The sequence below is a fragment of the Streptomyces sp. NPDC060366 genome (genome assembly GCF_042725135.1).
Classification (GTDB): Bacteria; Actinomycetota; Actinomycetes; order Streptomycetales; family Streptomycetaceae; genus Streptomyces.
The window spans coordinates 26329-38473 of record NZ_JBHXDC010000010.1 but is presented as its reverse complement, the minus strand read 5'-3'; the positions used below and the strand labels follow the sequence as shown (position 1 = coordinate 38473).

General features: G+C 71.7%; 9 protein-coding genes. 6 read left to right on the top strand and 3 right to left on the bottom strand.

What is annotated here, in order from left to right; translation table 11 throughout:
- Positions 1 to 28: 28 nt before the first annotated feature.
- The gene (locus ACFWHU_RS23730) at positions 29 to 784 is read right to left on the bottom strand and encodes a (2Fe-2S)-binding protein (protein WP_387226963.1); all 756 of its coding nucleotides are present in this window, start codon (positions 782 to 784) and stop codon (positions 29 to 31) included.
- A 226-nt stretch (positions 785 to 1010) separates the two neighbouring features.
- Between ACFWHU_RS23730 and ACFWHU_RS23725 the strand changes: the two genes are divergently transcribed.
- Positions 1011 to 2159: a DMT family transporter gene (locus tag ACFWHU_RS23725; RefSeq protein ID WP_387226961.1), complete on the top strand. Its 1149-nt coding sequence runs from the start codon at positions 1011 to 1013 to the stop codon at positions 2157 to 2159.
- On the opposite strand, the gene ACFWHU_RS23720 is transcribed toward ACFWHU_RS23725, so the two are convergent.
- Positions 2040 to 3326, bottom strand: coding sequence for a transglycosylase family protein (locus ACFWHU_RS23720; RefSeq protein WP_387226959.1), 1287 nt, complete (start codon positions 3324 to 3326; stop codon positions 2040 to 2042). The two genes, ACFWHU_RS23725 and ACFWHU_RS23720, sit on opposite strands and share 120 nt — an antisense overlap.
- Positions 3327 to 3559: 233 nt before the next feature.
- Here ACFWHU_RS23720 and ACFWHU_RS23715 point away from each other — a divergent pair, with 233 nt between their 5' ends.
- Positions 3560 to 6127, top strand: a complete 2568-nt coding sequence (locus ACFWHU_RS23715; RefSeq protein ID WP_387226957.1) for a glycoside hydrolase family 3 C-terminal domain-containing protein — start codon at positions 3560 to 3562, stop codon at positions 6125 to 6127.
- Between the two features lie 16 nt (positions 6128 to 6143).
- Positions 6144 to 7325, top strand: coding sequence for a LacI family DNA-binding transcriptional regulator (locus tag ACFWHU_RS23710; RefSeq protein ID WP_387226955.1), 1182 nt, complete (start codon positions 6144 to 6146; stop codon positions 7323 to 7325).
- Between the two features lie 167 nt (positions 7326 to 7492).
- Here ACFWHU_RS23710 and ACFWHU_RS23705 read toward each other — a convergent pair whose 3' ends face one another.
- Positions 7493 to 8797: an ROK family protein gene (locus ACFWHU_RS23705; RefSeq protein WP_385800060.1), complete on the bottom strand. Its 1305-nt coding sequence runs from the start codon at positions 8795 to 8797 to the stop codon at positions 7493 to 7495.
- Positions 8798 to 8937: 140 nt separating this feature from the next.
- Here ACFWHU_RS23705 and ACFWHU_RS23700 point away from each other — a divergent pair, with 140 nt between their 5' ends.
- The 3 genes from ACFWHU_RS23700 to ACFWHU_RS23690 are packed head-to-tail and all read left to right on the top strand — an operon-like array spanning position 8938 to position 12143.
- Complete coding sequence (locus tag ACFWHU_RS23700) at positions 8938 to 10254, top strand: extracellular solute-binding protein (protein ID WP_385800058.1); 1317 nt, start codon at positions 8938 to 8940, stop codon at positions 10252 to 10254.
- Between the two features lie 10 nt (positions 10255 to 10264).
- Complete coding sequence (locus tag ACFWHU_RS23695; RefSeq protein WP_385800056.1) at positions 10265 to 11275, top strand: carbohydrate ABC transporter permease; 1011 nt, start codon at positions 10265 to 10267, stop codon at positions 11273 to 11275.
- Positions 11265 to 12143, top strand: coding sequence for a carbohydrate ABC transporter permease (locus tag ACFWHU_RS23690; RefSeq protein ID WP_385800054.1), 879 nt, complete (start codon positions 11265 to 11267; stop codon positions 12141 to 12143). The genes ACFWHU_RS23695 and ACFWHU_RS23690 overlap by 11 nt, the downstream gene beginning before the upstream one ends.
- Positions 12144 to 12145: the final 2 nt, after the last annotated feature.

The following is a 12145-nucleotide window of genomic DNA, read 5'->3' as shown; positions in this document are numbered from 1 at the left end:
AGCAATGTCATGGTCACCCGGAAACCTCTCATGCGGAAGGGCGCTGCGGTGGCCGGTCGAAGACACAGTCCCCGCAGAGGCCGCCGGAGGGGCAACGGTAGTAGAGGCAGCAGCTCCGGCGCCGGAAGGATCCGCTCCACGAGGCGCCCGTGGTGCGCAGGTCGGGGTGGGTGAAGAGCGCGGCGCCGATGGCGGCGGCCCGCTCCCCCGCCTCGGGCCGGCCCACCCGGCGGCTCCAGGTGCCCAGTTCGCGTACGGCGCCGGCGAGGGCGGAGCCGGCGTTGCCCCACAGCAGTGCGGGCGAGATCCGGCCGTCGGCGCGCAGGGCCGCCGCCAGGGGGACGAGATGGCCGTGCTGGACCACGTCCCGTACGGCCGCCGCGAGATCGGTGGCGGATGTGCCCCCGGCGCCCTCGGTGGCCGGCGAGGGGCGGGGTTCCGGCAGCCGGAGGTCGTCGGGCGAGGAGCCGAGGGGGTCCCAGAGCAGCCGCGCGGGGTCCAGGTCCGGGACCTCGCCGTGCAGCGCGGCCGAGCCCAGGGCGATCGACCAGAGCCGGGCGGCGAGCCCCAGCTGCGCGACGGACGCGGCGATCCGGCGCTCGGGCGCGCCGAGCTTCGCCGCGACCCTGTCGACGCGCGCCGACAGAGGCGCGATGTCGCCCGCGTAGATCTGTGCGAACGGAACGTACGCGCGGGCGTGCGCCCCCGGCTCGTCGGCCCCGCCGACCGCTCCTGTCCGCAGGGCGAAGAACCCGCCCACCGATCCCACCTCCGCGAGATCCACCTGTCCTCCCTCCCTGATCGTCGCCGTACGTCACTTTCCGTAACGTCCGGTGGTCGCGCCGGGTGCCCGGATCGCGGCACCGGATCCACCCCGGTGTCTCCACCCACGGGTCGAGGCCACCGCCGCGGGAATGACTGAGGCCCTCCCGGCGTACTACTACAGCAGTACGTCGGAATGCCGTCTTCAGGACGACGACTTATCGCACCAGGCGAGAGATCGTGGATATATGAGTGCACTCGCGCTGTCCGTGCTGCTGTCACTGGTCTCCGCGGTCGCCTACGCGGCCGGGGCGATCCTTCAGGAGCGCGTCGCGGCGGACACGCCCGCCCGGCCCTACGCACCCCTGCACCACGGCGTGTGGTGGGCCGCTGTGGCATTGAACGGGGTCGGCGCGCTGCTTCACGTCGTCGCCCTGGCCTACGGCCCCCTGAGCCTCGTACAGCCCCTCGGCGCGCTGACGATCGTCTTCGCGCTGCCGATGGCGGCCGTCTTCGTCCGCCGCAAGGCGGGGGCCGCCGCCTGGCGCGGCGCGCTCATGGCGACGCTCGGACTGGCCGGGCTGCTCGCGCTGACCGGCTCCGCGGGCTCCCACTCGCTGGGCTCGGGCGAGCGCATGGTGGTGGCGGGCGCGACCGTGGGTGTGGTGGCGCTGCTGTTCCTGATCGCGCAGGCCGTGCGCCGTCCGGCCGTGCGCAGCGTGCTGCTGGCGGCGTCGGCCGGTGTCGCCTTCGGTATCGCCTCGGTGTTCACCAAGACCGTCGCCGTCAGCTGGACCGAGGGCACGTTCAGCGGTCAGGTGCCGAGCATGCTGGTCATCGCGGGCCTCGCGGCGGCCGGCCTGCTGCTGTCGCAGGCCTCCTACCGAGGCGCGGGGCTCGCCGCCCCGCTGGCCACGGTCACGGTCGTGAATCCGGTGGTCGCCGCCGCCGTCGGGCTCACCCTCTTCGGCGAGGGATTCCGGTACGGCCTGACGGGCGCCCTGCTGGCCCTCGGCTTCGGTGTGGTGACCGCGGGCGGCCTGGTCCTCCTGACGACGGAGCGGCTCGCCGCGCAGACCGCCGCGGCCCTTGAGGAGCCCGCCGTCGAGGAGCCCGCCGAGCAGGTGGCGGCACCCGCCCCCGGGACGGCCGGAGCGACGGCCGCGCACCACCACGCCGGGCCGGACCACCGGCTGCCCTGGCACCTGATCCCGCGCAGGGGGACGCACGAGCCGCAGCACAAGGCGATGCGCCACACCGTGCGGCGGACCGTCCGATCAGATGCGGACGCCGCCCGCCCGCAGGTAGGAGATGGGGTCGATGTCGGAGCCGTAGCCGGGCCCCGTACGCATCTCGAAGTGGAGATGCGGTCCCGTACTGTTTCCGGTCGATCCTGAGCGAGCGATGCGCTGGCCCGAGTTCACCTTCTGACCGTCACGCACGTTGAGCGCGGACAGGTGGGCGTACTGGCTGTACTTGCCGTCCGCGTGCCGGATGACGACCTGGTAGCCGTAACTGCCCTCCCAGCCCGCCGAGACGACCGTGCCGCCCGCCACGGCCTTCACGGACGTGCCGGTGGGGACGGGGAAGTCGACGCCGGTGTGATAGCCGCTCGCCCAGGAGCCGGCCTTGCGGTACGGGGTGCCGGTGCCCGCGCTGACGGGCGCGCTGAAGCCCGACGACTGCTTCGGCTTCTCCGCCGTCTTCGGCTTCGAGACCTGCTGCTTGGGCTGTTCCTTCGGCTTCTCCGCCTGGGGCTTCGGCTTGGGCTTCTCGGCCTGCTTGGGCGGCTGCGCCTTCTGCGCGGCGGGCTTCTTCGCCTCCTCCTTGGGAGGGGCGGGCGCCTGGGCGGCCGGCTTGTCCTTCGCCGGGGCCGGGACATGCAGGACGAGCTTCTGGCCGGGGAAGATCAGATCGGGATCGCTGCCGATGACCTTGCGGTTCTCCTCGTACAGCCGCTGCCAGCCGCCCCGCAGCTCCTCGGCGGCGGCGATGCCGGAGAGCGAGTCGCCGCCCGCCACGGTGTAGCCCTCGCGCTCGGTCGGCACCGACGTGGGTGACGCGGCCTTCTTCGGATCGCTCCGGGGGGCGCTCTTGGCCGTGTCGCTCGCCTTGCGCGCCGACGCGGCGTCCCGGCTGTCCCTGGTGTCGCGGGCCTTGGCCGGTGACACGTCGGGGGCGTCGCCGCCGCGTGTGAGGCCGGCCTTGACCGAGCAGTGGGGCCACGCCTGCGGCCCCTGGCCCTTGAGGACCTTCTCGGCGACGGCGATCTGCTGGTCCTTGGTGGCGAGGTCGGCGCGCGGCGCGTACTGCCCGCCGCCGAACGCCTCCCAGGTGGACTGGCTGAACTGGAGCCCGCCGTAGTAGCCGTTGCCGGTGTTGATCTGCCAGTTGTTCGTGGACTCGCAGGCGGCGACCTTCTCCCAGGTGTCCACGGGTGCCGCGTTGACCGTGCTCGCCCCGATGAGTGGCAGGGCGATGCCCGCACCGCCCGCCGTGACGGTGAGCGACGCACGGTTGATACGGCTCGGCTGGTATCTGCGGTGCCGACCGGTTGCGGCCATGATCTCGGCTCCCCCACTGGCTGGTAAGGACGTCTGGGACACGTCGCAATCGGTCAACTTAGGGCAGTCGCATGTGCAATGACAAGGGCTCACATCGGTAGCCCGCGCGGCATGTGTGCGCCCGTTGTGCGTCATCGCAGCACAAAGGCCGGCATTGACAGGTCCCGCACCCTCCGGAGACTCTGGGGCGAGCCGACGGGAGAGCGCTCTCCGACAGGATTGAAGGGGGCAGCATGGCCGAGGACGAGACCGGGCGACTGCTGGAGAAGCTCGACATCGGGCAGAAGGTCCGTCTGCTGACGGGCGCCAGCAATTGGCGTACGTACGCCGAACCGGCCGTCGGGCTGCGTCCTCTCACGATGTCCGACGGACCCGCCGGAGTACGCGGCGAGACCTGGGACGAGCGGCGGACCTCCCTCGTCCTGCCGTCGCCGACCGCTCTCGCGGCCTCCTGGGACAAGGAGTTGGTGCACGACCTCGGCGGGCTGCTGGCCGCCGAGGCGCGCCGCAAGGGTGTCCAGGTACTCCTCGCCCCGACGCTCAACCTGCACCGGTCGCCGCTCGGCGGGCGGCACTTCGAGTGCTTCTCCGAGGATCCGCTGCTGACCGCGCGCACGGGCGTCGCGTTCGTCAAGGGCGTACAGGAGGGCGGTGTGGCGGCCACGGCCAAACACTTCGTGGCCAACGACGCGGAGACCGACCGGCTGCACGTCGATGTGCGGGTGACCGAGCGGGCACTGCGCGAGCTGTATCTGGCGCCGTTCGAGGCGGCGGTGGACGCCGGTGTCTGGGCGGTGATGTCCGCGTACAACAAGGTCAACGGCGTGACCATGTCGGCGAGTCCGCTCCTGGAGTGGCCGCTGAAGGGAGACCGGCCGCTGAGGGGGAACGGGCCGGTCCAGGGCGGCTGGGGCTTCGACGGGCTCGTCGTCTCCGACTGGGGGGCGGTGCGCTCACTGCTCGGCAGCGCGCGCTCGGGCCAGGACCTCGCCATGCCGGGGCCGGAGAGCCCCTGGGCGGCCGGGCTGCCGGCCGCCGTGACGGCGGGTCTGATCGATGAGGCGCGGATCGACGACAAGGTACGGCGGCTGCTTCGGCTCGCCCGGCGCGTGGGGGCGCTGGGCGAACCGGCCTCGGTCCGGCGGCCGTTGACCCCGCCCTCCGGTGAACGGGCGCTGCTGCGGCGGGCCGTCGCCGCCGGCACGGTCCTGCTGCGCAACGAGCGGGGCGTGCTGCCGCTGGATCCGGCCCGGCTGCGCCGCGTCGCCGTCATCGGCCCGCAGGCCACGGCCGTTCGGATCCAGGGGGGCGGCAGCGCGGAGGTGTTCCCGTCGTCCGTGGTCACCCCGCTGGAGGGGATCGAGGCGGCGCTGCGTGAAGCGGGCGAAGCCCCTGTGGGGGTCGGAGCCGGTGACCGGGCTGAGGTGACGTACACGCCCGGACTGCCGCCGTACACCCGCCCGCGGCCGCTCGACCTGACCTGGACGCGTGATCCGCGCGACGGCGAACCGGGCGTCCTCGTACGGCTGCTGGACGCCCACGGCGCCGAACTGCACGCCGAACACCGCCTGTCGGGCCGCATCGTGGAGCCCGCCCGTGTCGCGGGCGCCGTCACCGTGGAGATCCGCGCGCTCGTCCGGCCCGCGCGGAGCGGGAGTTGGACACTGGGCGTGGGTGGCTGGGGGCTCATCTCCCTGTCCGTGGACGGCCGGACCCTGCTGTCCGACGAGTTCCCGCTCGACAGCGACGACCCGACCCGCGTGCATGTCTCCCCGCCCTACCGGTGTGTACGGGCCGAGTTGACCGAGGGCGTCGAGTCCGAGGTGGTCGCGCGGCGGCGGCTGGACGCCGGGACGGGTGTGGCGACGCTGCTGGCCGCCGCCCCGCCGCCGGGTGACGCGCCGACGGCGCTCGCCGCCGCCGTGGCCGCCGCGCGGGCCGCCGATGTCGCGGTGGTCGTGGTGGGCACGACCGAGGAGAGCGAGTCCGAGGGCCGCGACCGCGAGTCGCTGGCGCTGCCCGACGGGCAGGACGCGCTCGTACGGGCGGTGGCCCGCGCGAACCCGCGCACGGTGGTGCTGGTGAACTCCGGCGGCCCGGTCGCGCTGCCCTGGCACCGCGAGGTGCCCGCGCTGCTCCTTGCCTGGTTCCCCGGGCAGGAGGCCGGACACGGCCTGGCCGACGTGCTGTTCGGCCGCGCGGAGCCCGGCGGGCGGCTGCCGACGACCTGGGCGCTGGCCCAGGAGGACGTCCCCGTGCTCGACACCAGGCCGCGCGACGGACGCCTTCCTTATGAGGAGGGCGTCCACATCGGCCACCGGGCGTGGCTGCGCGCCGGGGCCCGGCCCGCGTACTGGTTCGGCCACGGGCTCGGCTACACGACGTGGGCGTACGAGGGGATGGAGGCGCCTTCCGCCGTGGGCGGGGACGGGTCGGACGGGTCCGTGGCGGGGATCGACGTACGCGTACGGCTGCGCAACACCGGCCCGCGCAGGGGGCGTGAGGTCGTCCAGGTCTATGTGGCCAGGACGGACACGGCGGTCGACCGCCCGGTGCGGGCGCTCGCGGGTTACGCCGCCGTGGAGGCCGGCCCCGGCGAGGAGACCGTGGCGACCGTACGGCTCGCGGCGCGGGCCCTGTCGCACTGGTCGACGGACGGCGGGCGCTGGGAGACGGAACCGGGCGAGTTCACGCTCCTGGCGGGCTCCTCGGCGGGAGAGCTGCCGCTGCGCACGACGGTCAGGGTGGCGGCGTCGGGGCCGCTCGCGCCGGATGCGTCGATGGAGAGCGCTCTCCGCTGATGCTATAAATGCGCTCATGACGGAGGATTCACGAGCGGTCGGCGCGCCCACGCTGGAGGATGTCGCCAAGGCGGCCGGGGTCTCGCGTGCCACCGTCTCACGCGTCATCAACGGCGTGCGCAACGTCGATCCTCAGATCCAGGCGGCCGTACGGGACGCGGTGGCCGTGACCGGGTACACCCCGAACCGCGCCGCCCGCTCGCTCGTCACCCGCAAGGCCGACTCGATCGCCCTGGTGGTGTCGGGCGCCGGCGACGATCCGCCGCCGGTCGCCGCGACGGCGGGGTCCGCCACGTCGGCGGCCGGCGCGACGGGCGGGGTCCGCGACGGTGGCCACGGGGGCGGCCATGAGGGCCGCCGTGAGGGCCGCCGTGAGGGCGCCGGATTCGACGGGGGCGTGGGCTCCTTCATGACGGAGGTCTTCGCCGACCCGTTCTTCGGGCGGGTGGTGACGGGCGTCGTCAACTTCCTTCGCCCGCGCGGGATTCACCCGGTGCTGATGTTCGCGGAGACCTCGCGTGCGCGGGACGAGGCGGTGTCGTACCTCCGGCAGGGCAGCGCCGACGGCGCCCTGGTGGTCTCGACGCACGCCGAGGACCCGCTGCCCGCGCTCATCACCGACGCCGGTCTGCCCGCCGTGCTGTACGCGCGCCCGGCCCGTCCCGTACGGATCAGCTACGTCGACCTCGCCCACCAGGACGGCGCCCGGCTGGCCGCGGAGCATCTGCTCGCCCGTGGCTGCCGGCGGATCGTCACGATCGCGGGGCCGCTCGACGTACCGGCCGGGCAGGACCGGCTGGCGGGCTTCCGGGACACGATGGCCCGGCAGGGGCATCCGTACGTCCCCGTGGCGGAGGGCCAGTTCACCGAGGAGAGCGGCGCGTCGGCGATGGAGCGGCTGCTCGCGGAACACCCGGACCTGGACGGGGTGTTCGCGGCCAACGACCTGATGGCCGTGGGCGCGTGCCAGGTGCTGCGCGAGCGCGGGCGGCGGGTGCCGGAGGACGTGGCGGTGATCGGCTTCGACGACAGCCGCGCGGCGGCGTCCTGCCGGCCGCCCCTGACGACGGTGCGGCAGCCGGTGGAGGACATGGCGGCGGAGATGGCACGGCTGCTGCTGGATCGCCTGGCGCGGCCGGACCGTCCGGTGACGTCGGTGATCTTCGAACCCACGCTGATCCTCCGATCCTCGGCCTGACCGGCCGGGCTCCTGTCCTCAATCGCCGGACGGGCTCGATCGGTGCTCCCCGTCCACGCGGGACCCAGGCCCCACAGGCCTGGGTTTGTCCTCAAACGCCGGACGGGCTGGGTATGCCCGCAAGTCCGGCCACTCCAGCCCGTCCGGCGATTGAGGACCGAGGCCGGCTACGTCGGCGACGGTGCCCATCGTGGGGGTGGCGCGTTGTCCGGCGGCGGCGGCAGCGGGCGCGTGCCGCCGCGGGCGAGGAAGTCCGTCAGGGGCAGCGTCGCCGCGCCGACCGTCACCGCGTCGGGCCCGAGCCGCCCCATCTCGACCGTCGCCCGCGCCGCCGTGTGCCGCAGCGCGTACTCGCGGGCGTAGCGGCGGATGTCCGGCAGCAGGTGCGGGCCGATCAGGAGCCCCGCCCACCCACCGAGCAGCACCCGTTCCGGCAGGAACAGGTTGATCAGGTCGGCGACGGCCGCCCCGAGGCATTCGGCGGTCTCGTCGAGCAGCGCCACCGCGACCGGATCGGGCGCCGGCCCGCCGGGCGGCGGAAAGGCCGCGGCCAGCAGGGCCGCGAGAGCCGTTTCGTCGTCCGCGTCGGCGGGCAGCGGCCCCCCGGCCTCCTGCCAGCGCTCGCGCATCGCCTCCGCGCCCGCGTACGCCTCCAGGCAGCCGATGGAGCCGCAGCGGCAGCGCCGGCCCCGCATCTGCACGGTCGTGTGGCCCCATTCGAGCGCGCTGCTCCGCTGGTTCTCGTCGAGCGTGCCGCCTTCACCACCGTGAATCACGCTGGCGCCGACTCCGGAGCCGATGAGCGCGATCGCGGCGGTGCCGGTCCCCCGCCCGCCGCCGAACCACATCTCCGCCTGGCCCAGCGTCTTGGCGCCGTTGTCGATGAAGAGCGGGACCTCGGCGGGTATGTCGACGGCGGCCCGCAGCAGTTTCTCGAAGGGCACGGCGCTCCAGCCCATGGTCTGGCCGTGGACGACCGCGCCCTCGGGGCCGTCGCGTTCGATGATGCCGGGGACGCCGATGCCGATGCCGAGGAGTTCGCGCGGGTCGGCCCCGGCGTCCCGCAGGACATGGGCGACGCCGGTGCGCACATGCGCGACGATGCGTTCGACGTCGTGGCCGTGCTGGGCCAACAGCCGTTCGGTGCGGGCGAGTTCGGTCAGGGACAGATCGAAGAGTTCGACACGGACTCGGGTCTCCCCGATGTCGATGCCGATGAGGAGCGCGCCGCCGGGGGCGACGCGCAGCAGTGTGCGCGGCCTGCCGCCGTCGGAGTCGACCACTCCGGCCTCCTCCAGGAGGCGTTCGGCGGCGAGTTCGGTGACGACGTTGCTGATGGAACCTGAACTCAGTCCGGTGGCGGGGCCGAGCTCCTGACGGCTCAGGGGCCCGTCGAAATACAACCGTTGCAACACCCTCGCCCGGTTGCCCCTGCGCAGGTCACGCACTGTTCTTCTGTCCCGTTCGGCCATGGTGCTCCTTCCCAGCAGGCAACATACCCCGGTCCCAGACCTTGACGCGACCTTCCCTCACCTCTTAAATCACGACATAAATTAAGCCGTGAGGCAGCGTTCGACTCTCGAACACAGCCACCCCGGAAAGGGGCCGTCCCATGCGCCGAATCAGAGCCGCAGCAGTCATCACCCTCACCACCGCCCTCGCCGCCACCGTCACCGGATGCGGCGGCGGAACCTCCACCGACGAGGGCGGCAGCAACGACTCGCCGAAGACGCTCACCTACTGGGCGTCCAACCAGGGCCCCAACATCGAGGCCGACAAGAAGATCCTCACTCCCGAGCTGAAGAAGTTCGAGAAGGAGACGGGGATCAAGGTCAAGCTCGAAGTGGTGCCCTGGTCCGATCTGCTGACCCGGATCCTGGCCGCCACCACCTCCGGGCAGGGCCCGGACGTACTGAACATCGGCAACACCTGGTCCGCCTCGCTCCAGGCGACCGGCGCACTGCTGCCGTGGGACGACAAGAACTTCGAGGCGATAGGCGGCCGGGACCGCTTCGTCGACTCGGCGGTCGCCTCCGCCGGCGCCGAGGGCCAGCCTCCGGCGGCCGTACCGCTGTACTCGCTCGCGTACGCGCTCTACTACAACAAGCAGATGTTCGCGGACGCCGGTATCGACGGACCGCCCGCCACCTGGGACGAGCTGGTCGCCGACGGCAAGAAGCTGTCCAAGGACGGCAAGTGGGCGCTGGGCGCCGAGGGCGGCAACCTGTCGAACAACATCCACCAGGTCTTCGCGCTCGGCCAGCAGCACGGCGCCGACTTCTTCGACGCGTCGGGCAAGCCGACCTTCACCACCGACGGCAATGTGGCGGCCGTGAAGCAGTACGTCGACTTCATGGCCAAGGACAAGATCATCGCTCCGGGCAACGCGGAGTACGCCCAGAACCAGTCGCTGACCGACTTCGCCAAGGGCAAGACGGCGATGGTGCTGTGGCAGGCCGCGGCCTCGACGTTCGCCTCCCAGGGCATGAAGCCCGAGGACTGGGGCGCGGCGCCCGTACCCGTGCCGTCCGGCGCGCCCGGCGCCGACAAGCAGGTCAACTCCATGGTCGCCGGCATCAACATCGCCGTCTTCAAGAACACCAAGAACGTCGACGGCGCAAAGAAGTTCGTCAAGTTCATGACGAGCGACGCCGAGCAGAAGCTCCTCAACAAGACCTACGGGTCGATCCCGCCCGTCGCCGCGGCCCAGACCGACCCGGCGTTCGCCGCGCCCGACCTGAAGGTCCTGCGCGACACCCTCGCGAACAGCGCGGCGCCGCTCCCCCAGGTGCCCGAGGAGTCGCAGTTCGAGACCGCCGTCGGAACCGCGGTCAAGGACCTGTGGGCGGACGCCGCCTCAGGGACCCCCGTGACGACCGAGTCCGTCAAGAAGCGGCTGGACAAGGCCCAGCAGCAGATGCAGCAGTGAGGCACCGCCCATGACGTCCACCGTGACTCCCCCCGTACGCAAGTCGGGCAGCGGTGCGGACCGGGGCGACGGGGGTGCGCGGCGGCGACGTCTGCCGCGTATCCCCGACCGGATCCGCCACGGCGGGCTGCCCTATCTGCTGCTGCTCCCCGCCGTCCTGCTCGAACTGCTCGTGCACATCGTCCCGATGGTGATCGGGATCGTCATGAGCTTCCGCGAACTGACGCAGTTCTACATCAACAACTGGGACCGGGCGCCGTGGCGGGCGTTCGACAACTACAAGATCGTCGTCGACTTCGACGCCCCGCTCGGCGAGGCCCTGCTCCACTCCTTCTACGTCACCTGTGTCTTCACGGTCATCACGGTCGGCCTGTCCTGGCTGTTCGGCATGGCCGCGGCGATCATGCTCCAGGAGAACTTCCGCGGCCGGGGTCTGCTGCGGGCCGTCTTCCTCACTCCGTACGCGCTGCCTGTGTACGCCGCGGTCATCACCTGGGCGTTCATGTTCCAGCGCGACAACGGCATCATCAACCACGTCCTGCACGACCAGCTCGGCCTCACCGACGAACCGTCCTTCTGGCTGATCGGCGACAACAGTTTCATCGCGCTCGTCGTCGTCGCGGTCTGGAAGTCCTGGCCGTTCGCCTTCCTCATGCTGATGGCGGGGCTCCAGAACATCCCGCGCGAGCTGTACGAGGCGGCGTCCATCGACGGCGCGGGCATCTGGCAGCAGATCCGCAAGATCACTCTGCCGTCGCTGCGACCGGTCAACCAGGTGCTGGTGCTGGTGCTGTTCCTGTGGACGTTCAACGACTTCAACACGCCGTACGTGCTGTTCGGCGACTCCGCGCCCGAGGCGGCGGACCTGATCTCGATCCATATCTACCAGTCGTCGTTCGTCACCTGGAACTTCGGTACGGGCTCCGCGATGTCCGTCCTGCTGCTGCTCTTCCTGCTGCTGGTGACGGCGGTCTATCTGGTGGCCACCTCGCGCGGAAGGAAGGGTTCCGGTGCCGTCTAAGGCCCTGGCCGGCAAGGCCAGATCTCCCCTCGCTCCTCCGGCGTCCTTCCTCTGGACCCGCCGGATCATCCTGGCGTTCCTCACCGCCTTCGCCCTGCTGCCCGTCTATGTGATGGTCAGCAGCTCGCTGAAGCCGCTGGAGGACGTGACGGGCAAGTTCCAGTGGATCCCGTCCGAGATCACCATTCGCCCGTACTTCGACATCTGGGACACCGTCCCGCTCGCGCACTACTTCGTGAACTCTCTGATCGTGGCGGGCGCGGCGACGGTGCTGTCGGTGACGATCGCGGTGTTCTCCGCGTACGCCGTGAGCCGCTACCGGTTCAAGGGCAAGCGCGTCTTCACCGTCACGGTGCTCTCCACACAGATGTTCCCGGGGATCCTCTTCCTGCTCCCGCTGTTCCTGATCTTCGTCAACATCGGCAACAGCACGGGCGTCGCCCTGTACGGGTCCCGGGGCGGGCTCATCCTCACCTATCTGACGTTCTCGCTGCCCTTCTCCATCTGGATGCTGATCGGGTACTTCGACTCCATCCCGAGGGATCTGGACGAGGCCGCGATGGTGGACGGCTGCGGTCCGTTCGGCGCCCTGTTCCGGGTGGTCGTACCGGCCGCGATCCCCGGCATCGTCGCCGTGTCGGTCTACGCGTTCATGACGGCCTGGGGAGAAGTGCTCTTCGCGTCGGTCATGACGAACGACGAGACCCGCACGCTCGCCGTCGGCCTCCAGGGCTACGCCACCCAGAACGACGTGTACTGGAACCAGATCATGGCGGCCTCGCTCGTCGTCAGCGTGCCGGTCGTCGCGGGGTTCCTGCTCCTCCAGCGCTATCTCGTCGCGGGTCTGACGGCGGGAGCGGTGAAGTGACG

Coding starts and splice junctions, on each gene's coding strand:
- ACFWHU_RS23725 (WP_387226961.1), top strand. CDS start 1,011: ATGAGTGCACTCGCGCTGTCCGTGCTGCTGTCACTGGTCTCCGCGGTC.
- ACFWHU_RS23720 (WP_387226959.1), bottom strand. CDS start 3,326: ATGGCCGCAACCGGTCGGCACCGCAGATACCAGCCGAGCCGTATCAAC.
- ACFWHU_RS23715 (WP_387226957.1), top strand. CDS start 3,560: ATGGCCGAGGACGAGACCGGGCGACTGCTGGAGAAGCTCGACATCGGG.
- ACFWHU_RS23710 (WP_387226955.1), top strand. CDS start 6,144: ATGACGGAGGATTCACGAGCGGTCGGCGCGCCCACGCTGGAGGATGTC.
- ACFWHU_RS23705 (WP_385800060.1), bottom strand. CDS start 8,797: ATGGCCGAACGGGACAGAAGAACAGTGCGTGACCTGCGCAGGGGCAAC.
- ACFWHU_RS23700 (WP_385800058.1), top strand. CDS start 8,938: ATGCGCCGAATCAGAGCCGCAGCAGTCATCACCCTCACCACCGCCCTC.
- ACFWHU_RS23695 (WP_385800056.1), top strand. CDS start 10,265: ATGACGTCCACCGTGACTCCCCCCGTACGCAAGTCGGGCAGCGGTGCG.